This is a genomic window from Plantibacter elymi (nom. nud.) (genome assembly GCF_900177795.1).
GTDB classification, from domain to species: domain Bacteria; phylum Actinomycetota; class Actinomycetes; order Actinomycetales; family Microbacteriaceae; genus Plantibacter; species Plantibacter elymi.
In genome coordinates this window covers 427,537-448,020 of record NZ_FXWJ01000005.1, presented here as the reverse complement: position 1 = coordinate 448,020, position 20,484 = coordinate 427,537, and the positions used below count along the sequence as shown (strand labels likewise).

13 protein-coding genes are annotated in these 20,484 nt (G+C 70.7%); 3 read left to right on the top strand and 10 right to left on the bottom strand.

Features of this window, described 5'->3' with window-relative positions:
- Positions 1-25 precede the first annotated feature (25 nt).
- Positions 26-295: an HPr family phosphocarrier protein gene (locus tag CCK91_RS17255; protein WP_056014456.1), complete on the bottom strand. Its 270-nt coding sequence runs from the start codon at positions 293-295 to the stop codon at positions 26-28.
- On the opposite strand from CCK91_RS17255, the gene CCK91_RS19410 reads away from it, so the two are divergent.
- Positions 294-461, top strand: coding sequence for an LPXTG cell wall anchor domain-containing protein (locus tag CCK91_RS19410; protein ID WP_133060038.1), 168 nt, complete (start codon positions 294-296; stop codon positions 459-461). The two genes, CCK91_RS17255 and CCK91_RS19410, sit on opposite strands and share 2 nt — an antisense overlap.
- Before the next feature lie 86 nt (positions 462-547).
- Here CCK91_RS19410 and CCK91_RS17250 read toward each other — a convergent pair whose 3' ends face one another.
- On the bottom strand, positions 548-1,114 hold the full coding sequence (locus tag CCK91_RS17250) for a heme-binding protein (protein WP_086475048.1): 567 nt from the start codon (positions 1,112-1,114) through the stop codon (positions 548-550).
- Positions 1,115-1,307: 193 nt separating this feature from the next.
- Between CCK91_RS17250 and CCK91_RS17245 the strand changes: the two genes are divergently transcribed.
- Both CCK91_RS17245 and CCK91_RS17240 read left to right on the top strand, forming a co-directional pair.
- Positions 1,308-2,504 carry a sensor histidine kinase gene (locus CCK91_RS17245; RefSeq protein WP_086475047.1) on the top strand — a complete coding sequence of 399 codons (1,197 nt, stop codon included), beginning with the start codon at positions 1,308-1,310 and terminating at the stop codon, positions 2,502-2,504.
- Positions 2,498-3,133 carry a response regulator gene (locus tag CCK91_RS17240; protein ID WP_086475046.1) on the top strand — a complete coding sequence of 212 codons (636 nt, stop codon included), beginning with the start codon at positions 2,498-2,500 and terminating at the stop codon, positions 3,131-3,133. Before CCK91_RS17245 ends, CCK91_RS17240 begins: the two co-directional genes overlap by 7 nt.
- A gap of 295 nt (positions 3,134-3,428) precedes the next feature.
- Here CCK91_RS17240 and CCK91_RS17235 read toward each other — a convergent pair whose 3' ends face one another.
- The 8 genes from CCK91_RS17235 to CCK91_RS17200 all read right to left on the bottom strand — a co-directional run bounded on the left by CCK91_RS17235 (position 3,429) and on the right by CCK91_RS17200 (position 20,115).
- Complete coding sequence (locus tag CCK91_RS17235; protein WP_056014456.1) at positions 3,429-3,698, bottom strand: HPr family phosphocarrier protein; 270 nt, start codon at positions 3,696-3,698, stop codon at positions 3,429-3,431.
- A 79-nt stretch (positions 3,699-3,777) separates the two neighbouring features.
- Positions 3,778-5,820, bottom strand: a complete 2,043-nt coding sequence (locus CCK91_RS17230; protein WP_086475045.1) for a PTS fructose transporter subunit IIABC — start codon at positions 5,818-5,820, stop codon at positions 3,778-3,780.
- A gap of 102 nt (positions 5,821-5,922) precedes the next feature.
- On the bottom strand, positions 5,923-6,924 hold the full coding sequence (locus CCK91_RS17225; protein WP_086475044.1) for a 1-phosphofructokinase family hexose kinase: 1,002 nt from the start codon (positions 6,922-6,924) through the stop codon (positions 5,923-5,925).
- Entirely contained in the window at positions 6,921-7,709 is a 789-nt protein-coding gene (locus CCK91_RS17220) for a DeoR/GlpR family DNA-binding transcription regulator (RefSeq protein ID WP_086475043.1), read from the bottom strand. The genes CCK91_RS17225 and CCK91_RS17220 overlap by 4 nt, the downstream gene beginning before the upstream one ends.
- A 156-nt stretch (positions 7,710-7,865) precedes the next feature.
- On the bottom strand, positions 7,866-9,305 hold the full coding sequence (locus CCK91_RS17215; RefSeq protein WP_086475042.1) for a phytoene desaturase family protein: 1,440 nt from the start codon (positions 9,303-9,305) through the stop codon (positions 7,866-7,868).
- Positions 9,306-9,450: 145 nt separating this feature from the next.
- Entirely contained in the window at positions 9,451-10,476 is a 1,026-nt protein-coding gene (locus tag CCK91_RS17210) for an HTTM domain-containing protein (RefSeq protein WP_086475041.1), read from the bottom strand.
- The gene (locus CCK91_RS19830; protein WP_086475040.1) at positions 10,473-11,513 is read right to left on the bottom strand and encodes a DUF5819 family protein; all 1,041 of its coding nucleotides are present in this window, start codon (positions 11,511-11,513) and stop codon (positions 10,473-10,475) included. The genes CCK91_RS17210 and CCK91_RS19830 overlap by 4 nt, the downstream gene beginning before the upstream one ends.
- A gap of 115 nt (positions 11,514-11,628) precedes the next feature.
- Positions 11,629-20,115, bottom strand: a complete 8,487-nt coding sequence (locus tag CCK91_RS17200) for a hypothetical protein (RefSeq protein WP_133060037.1) — start codon at positions 20,113-20,115, stop codon at positions 11,629-11,631.
- Between the last annotated feature and the right edge of the window lie 369 nt (positions 20,116-20,484).

Below are 20,484 nucleotides of genomic sequence, written 5' to 3'. Positions count from 1 at the left end.
GGCGGGGCTTCGTGGTGCAGGGTGACTACTCGGCGTCGAGGTCCGTCTCGAGGAGACCGGCGAGCTCGGCAAGCGCCTCGTCGGCACCCTCGCCCTCAGCGCGGAGGGTGACGACGTCGCCGTTGGTGGCGCCGAGGCTCATGATCGTGAGGATGCTCGAGGCGTCGAGCGGGCCAGAGTCGCCCAGCTCGATCGTGACGGGCACCGGCTGGCGCTTGACCGTCTCGATGAAGAGCTTGGCGGGGCGGGCGTGCAGCCCGACGCGGCTGGCGATGGTGGCTTGGCGTTCGGCCATGATGATGCTCCTTACGAGCTCGCCTTCGGGTGGTTCGGCCGCCGGCGCCGACTCGCTGTCGCGCACGGGTGTGGACGTGTCGAGCATCGGGCTCGTCGCGCTGCTCCTCGGCCTCGTCGGCTTCGCTTCGGTGCTGCTCGCGCGTCGCCGTCGCACAGCCAGCTAGCCCTCCATTCGCCCATCTTCGGGCGACGCAACGCCCGTTCGCCCAAACGTGGGCGAACGGGCGTTCGCGTTCCGGTGAGCCGACCGTCAGCTCGCCGCGTCCTCCGCCAGGACCGCAGCGCCGGCCGCCGCACAACCCTCGTCGACCATGCCGTCCGGGGCTCCACCGACGCCGATGCCCGCGATCGTCGCCGTACCGACCTTGATCGGCACCCCGCCTGCCAGGAACAGGGTCCCCTCGAGGTCGCGAAGCGTCGCCCCGCCGCCCTCCGGCAGGCGCTCCGTCAGCTCGGAGGTGTTGGCTCCGAACGCCGCCGCCGTGTATCCCTTCTCGGCCGACGCCGAGAGGGTGTGCTCCGCAGCGCCGTCACCGCGGACCACGGCCTGCACTTGACCGAAGCGGTCGACGACGGAGACGGTGACGAACCCGACCCCGCTCGCTCGACACGAGTCCAGCGCGGCGGTCGCAGCTTCCAATGCTGCGTCGGCGGACAGTCGCGGAAGCTCGACGGTCCGGGATTCCGCGGCCTCGGCCACCGGCGACGCCGAGGTCGCGGTCGTCGACGAGGCGGGGCCGGTGCAGGCGGTCAAGGTTCCAAGGACGGCGAGTCCGGCGACGATGGTGCCGAGGCGTGCGGTGCGTGACGATTTCATGGTGTTCCTCTGGGTTGTTCGTGCTTCGGCATCGGATGATGCGCTCCGACAACTCTCGTCCGGGCGGTGCTGCCTCCACCTCGTCCGCGCCGCCCGGATCCGGTCGGGCCGATGGCGGACCGGCCCTCATCCCTTCGGATGAGGCAGGCCCTCGAAGGCTCGCCTAGCATGGAGGGATCGCCGGAAAGGTCCCATGTCAGACGCTCGAACATCAGCCCAACCGACCCCGGACTCCCGCCCGTACCGCCGAGCCGCAGCCCTCGGCGCGACGCCCCTCGACGTCGTGCTCAACCTCACCTTCTTCGCGCTGCTCGTGACCTCGGCCGTGCGATACGTCATGAGTCACGGGGTCGAGGCGGTGAACTGGACCGTCGCTGCACTGACCGTCGCGACCGCGGCCGCCTACCTCCTCGCCACGCGGAAGACGGGCGTCCGACACCGGATCCTCGTCGTGATCCTGCTCGCACTGTGGACGCTGCTCGTGCTCATCGCCCCGAGCTTCTGGTGGACGGCGTTCTCGGTCTACTTCCTCGCACGCCGCGCCTTCCCGACCGCGTGGATCGCCGTCGGTCTCGCCGCTGTCTGCGCGCGCTCGCTCCTCGTCCTCACCGGCGGCTTCGACTGGACGATCGTGGTGGGGACAGCGGTGGTGGCTGCGCTCGTGAGCGTCGTCACCTCACGGATCGAGTCGGACAACCGGACACAGGCGGCGCTCATCCGTCGACTGACGGAAGCCCAGGAGCGACTCGCCGCGACCGAGCGACAAGCCGGGATCGCTCAGGAGCGGGCACGGGTGTCGAGCGAACTCCACGACTCCGTGACCCAGGGACTCGCGAGTTCGCTCCTCATCATGGAGGCCACCGCGCAGACGATCGACACGTCTCCGGCCACCAGCCGCGCCCGTCTGCGCGAGGCGGTCGAGCTGATCCGCTCGACGCTCGGCGAGGCGCGGAACCTCGTCCACGACCTCGGTTCACCCCGGCTCGACGGCATCAGTCTCGCATCCGCGCTCGGACATCTGGTCGCGGAGACCCCCTCCGCCCAGCTGCGCATCGACGGCGAGCCGAGGCCCTACCCGCCTGAGATCGCCCACGCGATCCTGCGCGTCTGTCAGAGTGCCGTGCAGAACGCCGATCACCATGCCGGCGCATCGGCGATCCACGTCACCCTCAGCTGTCTGGCCGACCAGGTCGTCGTCGACATCGCCGACGACGGGGTCGGATTCGATGCGTCGGCGGTCCCCGAACCGTCGAGCACCGGCGGCTACGGGCTGCGGGCGATGCGACAGCGGATCGAGCAACTCGGCGGTCGGTTCACGGTGGAGAGTGCCCCCGGTGACGGCACCGTGATCGTCGCCCAGCTCCCGACCGATGCGGGGTCGACGTGCTGAGGCTCGTCCTGGTCGACGATCATGCCGTGGTGCGAGCGGGTCTGCGCCTGATCCTGCAGACCCAACCCGACCTCGAGATCGTGGGTGAGGCGTCGTCCGGCGAGAACGCGGTTCCACTGGTCGCCGAGGTGCAGCCGGACCTCGTGGTCGTCGATCTCGCGATGGGCGACGGGATCGGCGGGATCGAGACGACCAGGCGTCTCCGCGCGCTCAGCCCGGCACCGCAGGTACTGATCTTCACCACATACGACACGGATGCCGACATCGTCCGGGCCGTCGACGCAGGAGCCGTCGGGTATGTGCTCAAGACGTCGTCGCCCGAGGAGATCTTCCGCGCGGTGCGAACGGCAGCGATGGGACAGAGCGCGCTGAGCACACAGGTGGCATCACGGCTCATGCATCACCTGCAACATCGCCAGGAAGCCCTGACCCCGCGCGAGGCCGAGATCCTGGAGTTGCTCACGGACGGTCTCGGCAACCGCGAACTGGCGCGTCGGCTGTTCATCAGCGAGACGACCGTCAAGACCCACCTCGCGCACATCTACACGAAACTCGGGGTGGACGGTCGCGGCGCCGCCATCGCTGCGGCTCGACAGCGCGGCATCGTCCGTCCGCCCGAGCATCGCTGAACCCGCGAAAGCCCGCTCCCTGAGCCTGTCGAAGGGCCCACGAGCAACCACGCACGACACGCCACGGTCCCCGAGGGCACTTCGACAAGCTCAGTGACCGGAACGGTTCCACGCTCCCTGAGACTGTCGACGGGCCCACGAGCAACCACGCACGACACGAAACGGTTCCCCGAGGGCACTTCGACAAGCTCAGTGACCGAAACGGTTCCACGCTCCCTGAGCCTGTCGAAGGGCCCACGAGGAAACCCCGCCGTCCGAGATGACTCGGGCGGCGGGGCTTCGTGGTGCAGGGTGACTACTCGGCGTCGAGGTCCGTCTCAAGGAGACCGGCGAGCTCGGCGAGCGCCTCGTCGGCGCCCTCGCCCTCAGCGCGGAGGGTGACGACGTCGCCGTTGGTGGCGCCGAGGCTCATGATCGTGAGGATGCTCGAGGCGTCGAGCGGGCCAGAGTCGCCCAGCTCGATCGTGACGGGCACCGGCTGGCGCTTGACCGTCTCGATGAAGAGCTTGGCGGGGCGGGCGTGCAGCCCGACGCGGCTGGCGATGGTGGCTTGGCGTTCGGCCATGATGATGCTCCTTCTGCGGTTCGGTTGGTGCCGGCCGGACCAGTGGATCAGGTCAGGCTGTGGATCGGACGGGTACGGATCAGACGGTCGCGGGCTCGGTGGCGACCGCGGGGGCTGCCGTGTCGGCACCCTCCACCGGACGACGACGGGCGAACCGCTTGAGCAGGATGACGGCGACGGCGGTGATGACCGTGCCGACGGCGACCGACAGGATGAACATCCCGATGTTGCCGATGGCGAAGAACACGAAGATGCCACCGTGCGGTGCCTGCGAGGTGACGCCGGTCGCCATGATGAGCGCACCGGTGGCGGCACCACCGAGGATCGACGCCGGGATGACGCGGAACAGGTCGGCCGCGGCGAACGGGATCGCACCCTCGCTGATGAACGCGGCGCCGAGCAGCCAGGCTGCCTTACCGTTCTCCCGCTCGACCGCGGTGAACGAACGACGGCTGAGGACGGTCGAGGCGAGTGCCATCGCGAGCGGCGGCACCATGCCGGCGGCCATCACAGCGGCCATGATCTGCCACGGTGCCTGGTTGGCGAGCGTGCCAGCACCGAGACCGGCGACGGCGAACGAGTACGCGACCTTGTTGACGGGGCCACCGAGGTCGAAGGCCATCATCGTGCCGAGGATCACGCCGAGCAGGATCGCGGAGACACCGGTGAGGCCGGAGAGCCAGGAGTTGAGCCCGCCCATGAGCGCGGCGATCGGGCCGCCGAGGACGAGGATCATGAGGCCGGACGCGACGATCGAGCCGATCAGCGGGATGATCACGACGGGCATCAGCCCACGCAGCCACCGCGGCACGTTCAGGCGACCGAGGCCGTAGGCGACACCACCGGCGAGCAGACCACCGACGAGTCCGCCGAGGAAGCCGGCGCTCATGAGGAGGGCGACGGCACCGGCGACGAACCCGGGCGCGATGCCCGGTCGGTCGGCGATGGCGAAGGCGATGAAGCCCGCGAGAGCGGGGACGAGGAAGCCCATCGAGGCGGCGCCGATGGAGAATGCGACCGCACCGAGGTAGGCGCCCAGGCCGCCGGCCGGCAGGTTCGCGAGGCTGTTCTCGACGATGATCTTGCCGGCGTTCTCGGTGATGTTGTATCCACCGAGGAGGAAGCCGAGGGCGATGAGCAGCCCGCCACCCGCGACGAACGGGATCATGTAGCTCACACCGGTGAGCAGCCAGCGCTTGATCGACTGACCGACGTTGGCGTCCTTCTTGTCCGACGTCGACGCGGAGGCCTCACCGGCAGCTGCGGCGACCCGTGGGGCGTTCGGGTTCGAGATCGCGGCGACCGCGTCGTTGATGAGCTGTTCCGGGGCGTCGATGCCGCGCTTCACGGGAGCCTTGATGACGGGCTTCCCGGCGAAGCGGGTGACGTCGCGGACGTCCACGTCGACGGCGAAGATGACCGCCTGTGCCTTCGCGACGACGTCGGCGGGCAGCGGGGTCGCACCGGAGGCGCCCTGCGTCTCGACGTGGAGCTCGACACCGAGGCGCTTCGCGGTGGCGGCGAGCGAGTCGGCCGCCATGTAGGTGTGGGCGATACCCGTCGCGCACGAGGTGACCGCGATGAGCACGGGCCGTGCGGCCTGGTCGCCTGCCTCGACGGGAGCCGTCGCGGCGCGCTCGGCGGCAGGAGCCGCTGCCGGCTTGGGTGCGTCGCTGAGTGCACCATCGACGAGGGCGACCACCGCGGCGGCGTCGGGCGCCTCACGCAGCGAGGTCACGAACTCGGCCTTGATGAGCGAGCGCGCGAGCTTCGACAGCAGGGCGAGGTGCGCCTGGTCGGCGCCGTCCGGGGCTGCGATGAAGAAGAGGAGGTCGGCCGGGCCGTCGTCGGAACCGAAGTCGACGAGCGGCGAGACGCGGGCCATCGCGAGCGTCGGCTCGGTGACAGCGGCTGAACGGCAGTGCGGGATCGCGATGCCGCCGGGGATGCCGGTGTCGGTCTTGCTCTCCCGCGCCCAGGCGTCGGCGAAGAGGGCCTCGGTGTCGGTGGCACGGCCGGCGCGGACGACGAGCTCGGCGAGCGCGCGGATGACACCCGCGCGATCGGTGCCGAGGTCGGCGTCGAGGGCGACGAGCCCTGGGGTGATGAGTGGGGTGGACATCTGGGTTCTCCTTCGAAACGGATGCTGGTGCTTCGGGTGGTCGGGGCGGCCCTTCGACAAGCTCAGGGACCGGGGTGGGCGGTCAGGGACCGGGGTGGGCGGTCAGGGGGCGGAGGGGATCCGCTGCGGGAGCTGGACGACGTCGATGGCGGCGGCGTCCGTCCCGCTGAGCGCCGGTACGTCGCTGCCGGGGAGTGCCGCGGCTGCGGCTCCGTGGGCGACGGCCTGCGCGAGGCGTGCTGCAGGTGCGAGACCTGCGGTTCGGGCGATCAGGTAGCCGGCGAGGGAGGAGTCCCCCGCGCCGACGGTGCTGCGCGCGACGATCTTCGGGGCCCGAGCCGACCAGGCGGTGTCGCCCTCCACCAGCACGGCACCTCGGGAGCCGAGCGTGACGAGGACGGCGGCGACCGGGCCGGGCCGGTCCGTGGTGCCGACGAGCGCGGCGGCGACGGACGCGGCGAGTGCCGGGTCCGCCTCGATCTCGTCGCCGGACGCGGTGCCGGTGAGTTCGGCGAGTTCGGCACCGTTCGGCTTGATGAGGTCGATGCGTTCCCCGGTGGCGGCGAAGGCGGCGAGGAGGGCGGCGAGCGGCTCCCCCGAGCTGTCGACGGCGACGAGCGGGCGGGCGCCGTCGGTGAGGGCGCGAGCGGCCCGGACGATCCGTGCGTAGAAGTCGGCCGGCAGTCCGGGTGGCAGCGAACCGGCGATGACGAGCCACTCGGCACTCGCAGCGGCACGAGCGGTCGCGTCGACGAGGCGTGCCGCATCGTCCTCGGTGAGGAGCGGACCCGGCTCGTTGATCTTGGTGGTGGTGCCGTCGGGCTCGGTCAGCGTGATGTTGCGACGCACGGGCTGCCCGGTCGGGACGGCGAGGACGTCGATGCCCTGCGCGCGGAGCGACTCGATCATCGGGTCGGTCGATTCGCCGGGGAGGACGGCGATGGTCGCCAACTCGGCGGCGGCGATGGCCCGCGAGACGTTGACGCCCTTGCCGCCCGGCTGCTCCCGGCTGGCGAGGGCACGGAGGACCTCGCCGCGCTCGACGATGCCGGGGAGCTCCACCGTGTGGTCGAGCGAGGGGTTGGCGGTCAGGGTGATGATCATGCGACGACCACCTCGACACCCGCAGCCTCGAGGGCGTCCCCGAGGGTCGTCGGAACGACCTCGTCGGTGATGACGGTGTCGATCTCGTCGAGGGCGGCGAAGCGGATGAGCGCTTCCTCACCGAGCTTCGCGGCGTCGGCGAGGACGACGGCCCGGCGCGAACCGCGGACGATCGCCGACTTCACGGCGCCCTCGAGCTCGTCGGGCGTGCTGAGGCCGAAGTCGGCACTGACCCCGTTGGCGCCGACGAAGGCGATGTCCGGGCGGAACCGGCCGAGCTCGTCAACGGTCGTGCTGCCGACCGCCGCGCTCGTGATGCCACGGACCCGGCCACCGAGGAGGTGCAGTTCGACGTGGTCGCAGTGGTGGAGCGTCGCGGCGATCGGTACGGAGTTGGTGATGACCGTGAGCGTCTGGCCGGCGGTGGCCGGGCGCCAGGTGACGAGGAGGTCGGCGAGGTGGGCCGTGGTCGTCCCGGCGTCGATGACGATCGAGCCGCTGAACGTCGACGGGATGAGCCGGAGGGCTGCACGGGCGATCGTGGCCTTCGCGTCGCTCCGCTGGCCCTGGCGATCGGCGAGGCTGGCCTCGGCGACGGAGGCACGTGCGGCGGAGACGGCACCGCCGTGGACGCGGCGCAGGACACCGGAGGTTTCGAGCTGGTCGAGGTCGCGGCGGATCGTCTCGGCGGTGACGCCCAGCTCACGGGAGACGTCGGCGACGGAGACCCGTCCGCTCGTCTTCACCCGGCTGGTGATGTGCTCGTGCCGCTCCGTCGCGTACATGCGTCGTCCTTGACCTTCGTTTCCGGTGTTGCAGGCTTGCAGTGCGAAGAAAGTATCACACAAACGCAGAGAAACACAGATCCAGGTGCGTTCATTCGCCCATCTTTGGGCGATGGAGCGTTCCCTCGCCCAAAGATGGGCGAACGAATGGGGACCTCAGGGCGCGAGGGACGGGACCGGCAAGCGGAAGGTGTGCCGCAGCGCGGACTGCGCCGCCAGGAACCCGGCCATGCCGTGGACGCCCATGCCCGGCGCGGCCGAGCTCGAGCAGAGGTAGACCCCGGCCGCGGGCGTCCGCCACGGTTCGCGACGCACGACTGGGCGCCGCAGCAGCTGCCGCACGGACGGCTCTCCCCCGGAGATGTCGCCACCGAGGTCGTTCGGGTTCTCCCGCTCGACGACGACGGTGTCACGTCCGGCCTGGGCGATGATCGTGTCGCGGAACCCCGGCGCGAAGCGTTCGATCTGATCGATGATCGCCTCGGACCGGTCCACCCGAGAACCCTTCGGCACGTGGCAGTATGCCCAGACCGTGTGCTTCCCCGCGGGCGCGCGGGTGGCGTCGAAGAGCGACGGCTGCGCCAACAGGACGTAGGGCTGCTCCGGGTGCTTGCCCGCCGCGACCGCGTTCTCCGACGCCGCGATCTCCTGCGCCGTGCCGCCGAGGTGGACGGTCGGGGCGTCGAGCAGTGCCCGGTTGCGCCACGGGATCGGCGACGAGACGGCGAGGTCGAGTTTGAAGACGGCGTTGCCGTACCGGAACCGTTCCAGAGCGCGCACGTAGTCGGCAGGGAGCCGCGAGCCGACGGCGGCGACCAGGTCGCGTGGCGAGGTGTCGAAGAGGACGGCCGCCGCCAGTGGGAGCTCCGAGGTCGAGGTGACCCGGTGCCCGGTGATGACACGACCACCGTGGGCCTCCAGGTCGCGGACCATCGCGTCGGCGAGCGACTGCGCCCCGCCGATCGGGAGGGGCCAGCCGTCGGCGTGCGCGGTCGCCGCGAGGACGAGGCCGGCTCCTGCGGCCGGCAACCCCGGCAGTCTCGTGATCGTGTGCGCCATGACGCCCGTGAGCAGGCCAGGGGCGACGGTGCCCTCGAAGCGTCGCAGCCAGGTGCGCGTCCCCTGCTCCAGGACCCGCAGGCCGAACGGCACGACGTCGAACAGCCGCTTCGGGACCGGGAGGAACGGATTGAGCGTGAACTCGGTCACCGCGTCCATGCGGTCGACGATGGGCTGCAGCAGCTCCCGCCAGGCCACGCCGTCGACGCCGAGGGTCGCGGCCGTCCGATCGAGGTCACGATAGGCGATGCCCGCGCGACCGCGATCGAGCGGGTGCCCGTAGGACGCCTCCGGCACGAGGTACTCGACGCGCTCGGTCGCCTTCCAGGCCCGGAAGAACGGCGAGGTGAGCACCATGGGGTGGATCGCCGAGCAGACGTCGTGTCGGAAGCCCGGTTCGGTCAGCTCCTGCGTCCGCAGTCCTCCGCCGATGGTGTCGGCTGCCTCGTGGATCTCGACCTCGAGGCCGGCGCGGGCGAGGGTGACGGCAGCGGCGAGTCCGTTCGGCCCGCTCCCGACGACCACCGCATCCACCATCGCACCAGCCTAGGTCTCGGGCCGGTGGCACGGGTGGCAGGTTTCCCACCACCGGCACCACCTCGAACAGGAGGGGTGGCGGTCGGCGCAACCGTGGCGCCGACCGCCGGTTCGTCTCGCACCCGAACGCGCGAGACGGCTGGTGTCACGACGGCGAACCGGCCGACGTCGTGACAGGTCTCTCCGTCGCCTGGCGCTCCGGCAACAACTGGCGGAGCACTCCCCCGGCGTGCGACGCCCACCGACCGACGGCGACCCAGCTGCGGTCGCGGACGAACAGCAGGTCGAGCGCGATCATCGCGAGCGAGAACGGCCACAGCCCGAGGAAGAGGCCGATACCGAGGTGCATCAGGATCGTGAAACCGAGCGCGAGGATGCGCGTCGGTCGCCACAGGATCAGCACCGGGAACAGCAGCTGCACCCAGACGGACAGGAACGTGGCGACCCAGACGAACGGACCGACCTGCCAGGCGAGGTCGCTCAGCGCGGGGAACGGCCGGAACACGTCGAGGACGAGCGAGTAGTAGAACGCGGTCCCCTCCCGCCACTCGGGACCCATGAGCTTGTAGATGCCGGAGTTCATGTAGACGAGCATGATCTGGTAGGCGCAGAGGAGGACTGCGGTGTTGTTGGCGGCGTTCGCGAGCCACGCCGGAATCGCGAACCGACCGCGCAGGATCGGGCGCAGCGCTCGGCCCCGTCGCTTGGCGAGCCACGCGTCGACGGACCAGTGACGCGACAGGTCCGCGAACACCAGGAACAGCAGCGTGATGCGGATGATCGTGTCGCCGCCGTTGGTCAGCACCGTGCTGTTGGTCGCGAGCCCCACCCAGAACACGAGCAGGACGGGCGTGACGAACCGGGTCTGCCAGCCGATGAGGAACAGCAGCCCGAGCACGATGAGCACCCCGTAGGCGAGGTCGAAGACGAAGGCGCTGTCCTTCGTGAAGACGAGCTCGAACAGCGGGAACCAGGCGCGACGGTTCGCCTCCGGGTCGACCCACTTCGACGCGACGCCCCACAGGTAGTGGCGGTCGGCGAGGCTCGTGAACAGGAAGCTGACGATCGCGACACCGTAGAGGATCCGCAGGGCGGAGAGGCTGTAGCCGGCGTGCTTGGCGCCCGTGACCCAGCCGGCGAACCGGTCGAATGTTGCTCGGACGGCGTTCATCGTGCACCTCCGTAGCGGGCGATGACATCCCGGTAGACGGCGAGGGTCTCCGGGTCGATGACGTCGTCGACGTGCCGCCAGCCGAAGGTGACGGCGGTGTCGTCGAACTGCTGCTCCTCGGAGAAGCGGTTCTCGAAGTCGTTCGGGCGCGTGCGGTCGATCCGCCACCGGACGCGCTCGACGTCCTGATCGAAGTACGCCGTGGAGAACGCGGTCGCGTACTCCTTGAGCATGTAGTCGTAGCGGAGGAACCGGACGACGTCGCCCTGCCCTGAGCCCGGCGTCGTGCTGACGGCGTCGAGGTCGGCGATGAGCGACTCGGCCGACTGCGCGCGGTACCCGCCACCGTCGGCTCGCTGGATGAAGGTGTCGCGGACGAGCTCGCGTTGCTGGGCATCGAGCGCGAGGTAGCGGGCGTTGTAGGCGAGCATCGCGTTCCACGAGGACTTCTGGATCCGCGAGGGCTCTGCGTGGCCGGGGACCGCCTGCTGCTCGAGCTTCGTGACGTTCACCCAGTCGGACTTCACGAGCGTCCCGTCGGCGTCGCGCCACTGCGCCTGGACGGAGAAGGTGATGTTCGTCTTCATGATGCTCGGCGCGAAGACGTTCCACTTCTGCGTGAAGTACGGGCCCGCCGCGGCGACGACGGCACCGCGGACGGGTGTGGTCGGCGAGACGATGACGAGGGTGCCGGCGACGTAGACGCCGACGAGGGCGATCGAGACCGCGGCGGCGATGCGCGCGGCCCGCTTCGGCGGGGCCGCCGACTCCGCTCCCTGACCGCCGCTCGGTCCCTGAGCGCCCTTCGGTCCCTGAGCTTGTCGAAGGGTCTCCGCCGAAGCCTGCCCTTCGACAGGCTCAGGTACCGGTTGCCCGGCCTCGAGCCCCTCGGCCCCGTCCGGCCCCTGAGCCCCTTCCGGTCCCTGAGCCCCTTCCGGTCCCTGAGCCCCTTCCGGTCCCTGAGCCCCTTCCGGTCCCTGAGCCTGTCGAAGGGTGTCAGACCGACCCTCGACGGGTGTACGTGTGATGGGAGTCACGGTTCCTCCTTGGTGCTGGGTGGTGATGAACCGCGGGGCACCCGTTCGGTGGTGCCGTCCGCGGGGGAAGGAGTGGGCCGCGCCGACCCGAATGCGGCGCGGCCCACTCGGCGCGTCACTCCAGACGCGCCCGTCGCGTAGCCACGAAGCCACCTCCGAGGAGGAGCATCATGGCGCCGAGTCCCCCGAGCCACAGGCCGTCGAAGCCGGTGCTCGGCAGACCGGGGCGTGACCCCGGTGCTGCAGCGGCCACCGCGGTGACCGTGAAGGCGGTCGCCTCGCGGTCGAGCGGCAGGTCGCCGGTCACGGATCCGGAGAGCTCCACCCGGTGGGCACCCAGCTCGAGCGACGAGTCGACCGGGAAGGTGAAGGTGGCGTTGCCGGAGGCGTCTGCGACGACGGGCGTCAGGGCGAACGGCGTCGAGAAGACGGTGGCCGAGACGGTCTCGCCGGGCTCGAAGCCGGTGGCGTAGACCTCCTGGATCACACCCGTGTCGCGGACGATCGTCGAGTACTTGACGGTCGCCTGACGCTCGTCACCGGCGTCGGTGTCGCCGTCGGCGTCGGCCGCCGTGTCTGCGTCAGTCGCGGTGTCGGCGTCAGTCGCGGTGTCCGCGTCGGCGTTGAGGTCGAGGTCGGTGCCGTCAGCGGCGGTGTCGGCAGCGGCGTCCACGTCAGCCGCAACATCGGTGTCGGCAGCAGCATCCGTGTCCGCAGCAGCATCCGTGTCCGCAGCAGCGTCCGTGTCAGCGGCAGCATCGACGTCAGCCGCAGCATCCACATCGGCCGCAGCGTCAGTGTCAGCAGCGGCATCCGTGTCGGCGGCAGCATCGACGTCAGCCGCAGCATCCGTGTCAGCAGCGGCATCCGTGTCGGCGGCAGCGTCCGTGTCGGCGGCAGCATCGACGTCAGCCGCAGCATCCGTGTCGGCAGCGGCATCCACATCAGCCGCAGCGTCCGTGTCAGCCGCAGCGTCCACGTCAGCCGCAGCGTCGGTGTCCGCGGCAGCATCCACATCAGCAGCAGCATCGACGTCCGCAGCAGCATCCGTGTCAGCCGCAGCGTCCACGTCCGCAGCAGCATCCACATCGGCCGCAGCGTCAGTGTCAGCAGCGGCATCCGTGTCGGCGGCAGCATCGACGTCAGCCGCAGCATCCGTGTCAGCAGCGGCATCCACATCAGCCGCAGCGTCCGTGTCAGCCGCAGCGTCCACGTCAGCCGCAGCATCCGTGTCAGCCGCAGCATCCACATCAGCAGCAGCATCGACGTCGGCAGCAGCATCCGTGTCAGCCGCAGCGTCCACGTCCGCAGCAGCATCCACATCGGCCGCAGCGTCAGTGTCAGCAGCGGCATCCGTGTCGGCAGCAGCATCCACATCCGCCGCAGCATCCGTGTCAGCAGCGGCATCCGTGTCGGCAGCAGCATCCACATCCGCCGCAGCATCCACATCCGCAGCAGCGTCGGTATCGGCAGCAGCGTCCACATCAGCCGCGGCGTCCACGTCAGTCGCAGCGTCGGTGTCCGCAGCAGCATCCACATCAGCAGCAGCATCCGTGTCGGCAGCAGCGTCCGTGTCGGCAGCAGCATCCACATCGGCCGCAGCGTCGGTATCGGCGGCAGCGTCCACATCAGTCGCAGCATCAGTGTCGGCAGCAGCGTCCACATCAGCCGCGGCGTCCACGTCAGTCGCAGCGTCGGTGTCAGCGGCGGCATCGACGTCCACGTCGGCATCCACATCGGCAGCAGCGTCCACGTCGACCGCCGCAGTGTCGGTGTCGACGTCGACCGCTCCGTCCTCGATGGTGACCTCGGACTCGGCCGGCGTCTCGGAGACGTCGCCCTCGGCCGTGACGGTGACCGGGCCAGGCGTGTAGTCGTCCGGGATCGGCAGCTCGACGGAGAAGGAGCCGTCGGGGTTCGTCACCACGGTGACCGACGGTGCGCCTGGGATCGAGACCGTGACGGTCTCCCCTCCGGCGAAGCCCGTCCCATCGACCGTGACCGTCTCACCGGGCAGCACCGAGGACGGGTCGACCGTGATGGCCGTGTCGTACGCGAGGACCTCGATGATCGTCGTCGCCGGCTCGTCCGATGCAGCACCGAGTGCCGTCACCGTGACGTCGCCGAGCGCGTATCCGTCGGGGACCGGCAGGGTCACCGTGAAGCCGCCGCCGGCGTTCGTCACCTGCGTGACGACCGGGGCGCCCGGGATCGACACCGTGACCGTCTCGTTGGCTGCGAAACCCGATCCGGTGATGACCGTCGTGTTACCGGCGATCAGCGCGTCCGGGGAGGCGGTGATGACAGGCGAGAACACGATGGCGGTGACCGTGACGGTCGCGGTGGCCGGCGTCTGCGACACCGCTCCCTCCGCCGTGACGACCAGCGGGCCGACCGGCGCGTTCGCCGGGACCGTGATCCCGACCGAGAACTCGCCGGCACCGTTCGTGGTCGCCGGGACAGCCGTGCCACCCGGGACCGTGACCGTGACGGACTCGTTCGGCGCGAAGCCGGTACCCGTGACCAGCGTCGCTCCGCCGGCCGTGACCGTGCTCGGCTCGGCGGTGATCGCCGTCTCGTAGGCCTCGACCGTGAGCTCCGCCTCAGCGGGCGTCGCCGAGGTCTCACCGACTGCGGTCACCGTGACCGGGCCGGCGGGCGTTCCGGGCGGCACCGGCAGCGTCGCGGTGAAGCCGCCGTCGCCGTCCGCCGTCACCACGACGGGGTCGCCGCCGGGGATCGAGACGCTGACCGACTCGTTCGGCTGGAAGCCGGTACCGGTGACCGTGGTGGTCTGGCCCGGGTTCACCGTGTCCGGTGTGAGGGTGATCGCCGTGTCGTAGACCGTCGCCTCGACCGTGACGGTGGTGGTCGCCTCGGTCGCCGAGACGACGCCGAGTGCCGTGACCGTGACCGGACCGGTCGCGAAGCCCTGCGGGACGGCGAACGTCGTGGTGATCTCACCGTCGGCGTTCGAGGTGACCGTCACCGGCTCCAGGCCGGGGAAGGTGACCGTCACGCTCTCGGTCGGAGCGAAGCCGCTCCCCGAGATCTCCGTCGAGGTGCCGCCAGGGACCGTCGCGGGGTCGGCGACGATCGTCGGCGTGTAGACCACGTCGACCGTGAGGTTCGTCGTCGCAGGGGTGTCGGACGTGGCACCGAGCGCGGTCACCACGACCACGCCCTCGGCGTAGTCGGCCGGCACGGGCAGCGACACCGAGATGGTGCCCGTCGCCGTCGCCGTGGTGGTCACCGGGTCGGCGCCGGGGATCGAGACCGCGACGCTCTCGTTCGGTGCGAAGCCGGTGCCGGTGACGAGGGTGCTGGCACCCGCGACGACGGTGGTCGGGTCGGCGGTGATGGCCGTGACGTAGGTCGTGGACTCGACGGTGAGCGTCGCCGTGGCCGGCGTCGCCGAGACGGCCCCGGTGGCGGTGACGGTCACGGGTCCGAGCGGGAAGTCCGCCGGGAGGTCGACGCTCACGGATATCTCACCGTTGCCGTTCGACGTGGTGGGGATCGGCGTCGCGATGCCCGGGACGGTGACGCTCACGGCCTCGTTCGGCGCGAAGCCGTCGCCGGTGACCGTGGTGCTGCCGCCAGGGGCGACCGTCGTCGGGTCGACCGTGATCGAGGTCTCGTAGGCCTCGACGGTGACCGTCGCGGTCGCGTCCGTCGCGGAGACGGCGCCGGTCGCGGTGACGACCAGCGGTCCGGCCGGCGTTCCCGACGGGATCGGCAGGGCGGCGGTGAAGCCACCGTCACCGTTCGCCGTCACGACGACCGGCGTGCCACCGGGGATCGAGACCGAGACGGACTCGTTCGGCGCGAAGCCGGTACCGGTGATCGTGGTCGAAGTGCCGGGGAGCAGCGTGTCGGGGTCCGCGGTGATCGCGGTCTCGTACGGCGCCACGGTCACGTCAGCATCGGCCGGTGTGTTCGAGGTCTCGCCGGTCGCGGTGATCGTGATCGGTCCGGCCGGGGTTCCGGCGGGGATCGTGATGGGCTGCGTGAAGTCGCCGTCACCGTTGGTCGTCACCGTGACGGGATCGCCGCCCGGGATGGTGATGATGACGGTCTCGTTCGGTGCGAAGCCGGTGCCCGTAACGGTGGTCGTGCCACCCGGGTTGACCGTCGTCGGGTCCACCGTGATCGCCGTGTCGTACACGACGGCCTCGACGAGGACCGAGGTCTGCGCCGGGGTGAGCGACAGAGCGCCCGTGGCCGTGAACGTCACCGTCGCGGGGACGAAGTCCGCCGGGAAGGCGACGACCTGGCTGATCTCGCCGAGCCCGTTGGCGGTGGTGACGACGTCGTCGAAGCCGGGAGCCGAGATGGTCACCGACTCGTTCGCGGCGTAGCCGGTACCGGACAGGATCGTCGAGTCACCGGGGTTCAGGGTGGACGGCGTCGCGGTGAGCGTCGTGTCGAACGCCTCGACCGTGATGGTCGCAGTGGCGGGTGTGTTCGACACGGCTCCGACGGCCGTCACGACGACGGGGCCGGCGGGGGTGCCGGGCAGGATCGGCAGGATGGCGGTGATGTCGCCGTCCGGGCCGGCCGTCACCACGACGGGCGTGCCGCCGGGGACGGAGACGGAGACCGATTCGCCGGGCAGGAAGCCCGTTCCGGTGACGGTGGTGCTGCCGCCGGGGAGGAGCGTGTCGGGGTCGGCGGTGATCGCCGTGTCGTAGACCGTCGCCTCGACCGCGACGGTGGTGGTCGCTTCGGTCGCGGAGACGACGCCGAGGGCGGTGACCGTGACCGGACCGACCGCGAAGTTCTGCGGGACGTCGATGGTGGTCGTGATCTCACCCGCTGCGTTCGACGTGACGGTGATCGGGCCGAGGCCGGGGAAGGTGACCGTGACGCTCTCGCTCGGCGCGAAGCCGGTGCCCGAGATCTCCGTGCTGGTGCCGCCGGGGACCGTGGCCGGGTCGGCGGTGATCGTCGGGGTGTAGACGACGTCGACCGCGAGGTTCGTCGTGGCGGGGGTCTCGGAGACCTCGCCGAGGGCGGTCACGACGACCGTGCCCTCCGCGTAGTCCGCCGGGACCGGGAGCAAGACGGAGATGGTGCCGGTCGCCGACGCCTGCGTGGTGACCGCGGGCGCACCGGGGATGGAGACAGTGACGGTCTCGTCGGGCTCGAAGCCGGTACCGGTGACGAGCGTGCTCTCCCCCGCGACGACGGTCGTCGGGTCGACCGTGATGGCCGTCACGTAAGTGGTCGCCTCCACGGCGAGCGTCGCCGTGGCCGGGGTGGCCGAGACGGCGCCGGTGGCGGTGACGGTGACGTCGCCGAGCGGGAAGTCCGCAGGCAGCGTGACACTGACCGTGATCTCACCGTCGCCGTTCGCCGTGGTGGTCACGGGTGTGGCAAGACCGGGGATGGTGATCGAGACGGACTCGAGCGGGACGAAGCCGGAACCGGTGACGACGGTGCTGCCGCCGGGGGCGATGGTCGCCGGGTCGAGCGCGATCGCGGTGTCGTACGCCTCGACGGTGATGACCGTCTCGGCCGGCGTCGCGGAGACCGCGCCGGTGGCGGTGACCGTCAGCTGGCCGGCGGGCGTACCCGACGGGATCGGCAGGATGGCCGAGAACCCGCCGTCGCCGTCAGCCGTCACGACGACAGGCGTGCCGTCCGGGTAGGAGACGGAGACCGACTCGTTCGCGGCGAAGCCGGTACCGGTGATGGTGGTCGAGTTGCCGGGGAGGAGCGAGGCCGGGTCGGCGGTGATGGCCGTGTCGTACGGCAGCACCTCGAGGTCGGCGGTCGCCGGGGTGGCGGAGGTCTCGCCGGTGGCGGTGACGACGAGCGTCGCGGCCGGCGTGCCGGCCGGGACGGGCAGGTCGACGGTGAAGCCGCCGTCGCCGTCCGCCTCGACGGTCACCGGGGTGCCGCCCGGGTAGCCGACGGTGACCGTCTCGCCGGGCAGGAAGCTGGTGCCGGTCACGGTCGTGGTGTTCCCGGGGACGAGCGACGTCGGGTCCAGCGTGATGGCGGTGTCGTAGACCGTCGCAGTGACGGTCACGACGGTGGTCGCTTCGGTCGCGGACACGGCACCGAGCGCGGTGACCGTGACGTCGCCGACCGCGAAGTCCTGCGGGATCGCGATGGGGGTGCCGATCGCGCCGAGTGCGGTGGCGGTGACGGTGATCGGATCGAGGCCGGGGAACGTCACGACGACGTCCTCGCCGGGCGCGAAGCCCGCGCCGTTGATGATCGTGGTCGTGCCACCCGCGACCGTGGCCGGGACGGCGACGATCGAGGTCTCGTAGACCACGGTGAGGTTGGTGGTGGCCGGGGTGTCGGACGTCTCACCGAGCGCGGTCACGACGACCGGGCCTGCGGCGTAGTCGGCGGGAATATCGAGGTCGACCGAGATCGTGCCGGTTCCGGTGGCCGTCGTGGTGACCGGGTCGACGCCGGGGATCGAGACGGAGACCGTCTCGCCCGAGGCGAAGCCGGTGCCGGTGATCGTCGTGGTCCCACCGGCGACGACACTGGCCGGGTCGGCGGTGATGGCGGTGACGTACTGGGTCGCCTCGACGGTGACCGTCGTGGTCGCGGGGCTGGCCGAGGAGGCACCGGTCGCCGTGACCGTCACGGGGCCGAGCGGGAAGTCCGCCGGGAGCGTGAGGCTGGTGGAGATCGTGCCGGTGCCCGTCGCGGTGGTGACGACCGGGTCGGTGAGGCCGGGGACGGTGATCGACACCGACTCGCCGGGGAGGAACCCGGTGCCGGTGATCGTGGTGCTGCCGCCGGGAGCGATCGTCGCCGGGTCGGCGGTGATGGCGGTCACGAACGGCGCGACGACGAGGTCGGCGGTGGCCGGGGTGTCGGAGGTCGCACCGGTGGCGGTGAACGTCAGGGTCGCCGGGGTGAAGCCGGCGGGGATCGCGACGCTCTGGCTGATCACACCGGCGGCATCCGACGTCGTGACGACCGGGTCGAGGCCTGGCGCGGTGATGGTGACCTGCTCGTTCGCCGCGAACCCGGTGCCGTCGATCACGGTGGACTGGCCGGGGTTGACCGTCGCCGGTGTGGCGGTGATCGCCGTGTCGTACACGACGAGCGTGCCGCGGACGGAGGACGACGCGAGATTCACCGTCGCCAGCGAGATCGCCGGGACGAGGGAGATCTGCACCGCTCGGACGGTCGCCGACCCGTCACCGAGGTCGCCGGTCGCCGGTTGCACGTTGGCGGTGACGTCGGCGACGAGCCGCACGATGTTCAGAATGGGGCCGACCACGTTCGCGGCGAGACCACCGGTGATGCCGTTCAGGCCGGTGCCGAGCGTTCCGAGACCGGTGTAGGCCGTGGCGACCGTGTTCTTCACAAGGTTGAGGACGAGGTTGACGACCTGGTCCAGGCTCAGGTTGAGAGTCGCGAGGATCGGGTTCAGCACGTTCGGGAGGAGCCCCGCAGAGGTGAAGGCGGCGGTCCCGTTCTGGACCGCACCGAGGGTCGAGTCGAGTGACAGGGAGATGACCGGGACCTGCGTGACGACGACGTTCGTCGTGACGTTGCCGGTGACCTGGATGCGTGTGCCGTCAACGGCTGCCTGGACGCCGGCCGACACGGCCGTGACCTGCGCGGTGATCGCCGAGGTGATCGCCGCGGCGATGGCGGCACCGATCGGGCCGGACAGCAGCGAGGTGTTCGGCGGCAGGTCGTTGAGGTCCGGCAGGTTCGGGTCGTTCGCGAGGAGGGTCGCGAGGTCGACGGTCACCGCGCCGGTGAGCAGGTTGACGGAGACACCGGTCGCCGCCGACTGCGACGCCTGGGTGGTGAGGATGCCGTTGACGACGGTCGCGAGGTTCGGCGGGGTGACCGTCGCCGTCGCGCTCACGCGGAGGACGCCGATGAGATTCGCGTTCAGTGCCGTGTTGAGCGCCGACGTCAGCCCGTTGAGGGTGGTCTGCAGCGGCGGGAGGAGGCCGGTCACCTGCGTCCCGACGTTCTGCACGAGCGGGCTCTGGAAGGTGAGCGTCGCACCGGCGATCTGGTAGTCGGGAACGGCCGTGGCGCCACCCGTCTGCGAGATCGTGGAGGCGAGGGCACCGAGGCTGAGGGAGAGGTCGCTGAGGATGCCGCCGGTCGGGGTCCCGACCCGGCCGAGCAGACCGGTGAGGTCGAGTTCGGCGTTCGCCGGCGGGGCATCGGGTCCACCGATCGAGACGCCGCCCTGGTCGGTGACCGCGCCGGAACCGGCGATCGCGTCGCCGTTGTCGGCGGCGGATCCGTACTGGGCGACGGCACCGAGCTCGATGACACCGTTGGCACCGAACAGTTGGAGCGAGCTGCCGAGGTCGACGCCGAGGGTGTTCAGCACGTCGGCGGACAGCGGGTTCGCGGCGACGGGGTGCACCCCGCTCGGGTTCTCGGCACGGGCGCCGGCGACTGCGGCGAGGGCGTCGAGGTTGATCCCGGCCGCCTGTCCACCGAGGAAGCGGCCGAAGCCGTCGGACACGTCGGACGGGGCTGCTGTGGCCGCCGTCGTCGATCCCATGGCGATGACCGTGCCGACCACGGCCATCGCCGCGACCTTCCATGCACGGCCTCGGCCGAGGATGCTGCGTTGCTGTTCCCCCACGGTGGAACCCTTTCTTCGGTGCACGGGCAGACCCGCGACTGGCGTCGATCCCGGCCAATCTATGGGCGGGTGTCCCTGTCCCCCAGAGGAGGGACCCCAACCTCCGTAGTGCCGGATCGAAAACCGGTACTGGCCTCCGCAGTGCGAGGCGGCGGCGCAGGACGCCGGGTTTCGATCGGTCCCGGGGGCCTCCGACCCGTCATCGGTGGCGGGGCTCCAGTGCAGTTGGTTCCATCCGTGTCATGTCATCGATGACGGTTGAGAGATAACCCTCACCGGCCGGGGGTTTACCCCCGAGTGGGGTGCGTAGTTTCTACTGAGAACGCTCTCTTAGGGCTGCGGAAGCACTCAGGGATTACGGATAATGGG